1 protein-coding gene is annotated in these 951 nt (G+C 36.0%); it reads right to left on the minus strand.

What is annotated here, in order from left to right:
• Positions 1-951 (minus strand): Cna B-type domain-containing protein (locus tag BAQ49_RS26685; RefSeq protein ID WP_116733510.1); only part of this gene is annotated, 951 nt, incomplete at both ends.

The raw sequence follows: 951 nt of genomic DNA on the forward strand, positions 1-951 counted from the left end.
TTTGGATCTGTACTTGGATCTTTTGGATCTGTACTTGGATCTTTTGGATCTGTACTTGGATCTTTTGGATCTACATTTGGTTCGTCCTTGATTTTTGTATTTGTGATGTCATAACCATTTACTTCGGATTTGTATCCAGCTACTGGCTGTTCTTTCACTTCATACTTGTACGCTACTCCGTTTGCATCGTATGCTTGCAGGTTTTCAAACGTGTACTTCCAATTTGTTGCCACGCTTACTTCTTTCGTGTCAATTACTTGACCGTTTTGTAGTAAGTCTACTTTGATTGTGCTTGGACGATCTATTGCGTTGTTATCATCCCAGACTTTCTTACCACTGATTTCTGTTGTTTCTGTATTTTTGTAAGTGTTCGTAATTGTTGTTCCTTCTACTTTTATTTCATATCCATTTACTTTTACTTCACTTACTGTGTACGTGTATTCATTTCCTTGTTCATCGTACTTTGGTAAATCTTTAAAACTGAAAGTCCAGTTGCCTTCTTTATCAGCTGTATCAACTTTCACTTCTTTTGTTTGGAACTCTGTTCCATTTTGAAGTAATTGAACCGTAATACTTTCTGGACGTGTGTTGAACTTGTTGTTGTAATCTTCCCAGACTTTCTTACCACTCAGTTCTGTTGTTTCTGTATTTTTGTAAGTATTCGTAATTGTTGTTCCTTCTACTTTTGTTTCGTAGCCATCAACTTTTACTTCATTTACTGTGTACTTGTACGCATTTCCTTGTTCATCGTACTTTGGTAGATCTTTAAAACTGAAGTTCCAGTTTCCTTCTTTATCAGCTTTCACTTCTTCTGTTTTAAACTCTTTACCATTTTGAAGCAATTGAACTGTGATGCTTTCTGGACGTGTGTTGAACTTGTTGTTGTAGTCTTCCCAGACTTTCTTACCACTTACTTCTGTTGTTTCCGTATTCTTGTAAGTGTTCGTAATC

It is taken from the genome of Bacillus proteolyticus (assembly GCF_001884065.1).
Taxonomy (GTDB): domain Bacteria; phylum Bacillota; class Bacilli; order Bacillales; family Bacillaceae_G; genus Bacillus_A; species Bacillus_A proteolyticus.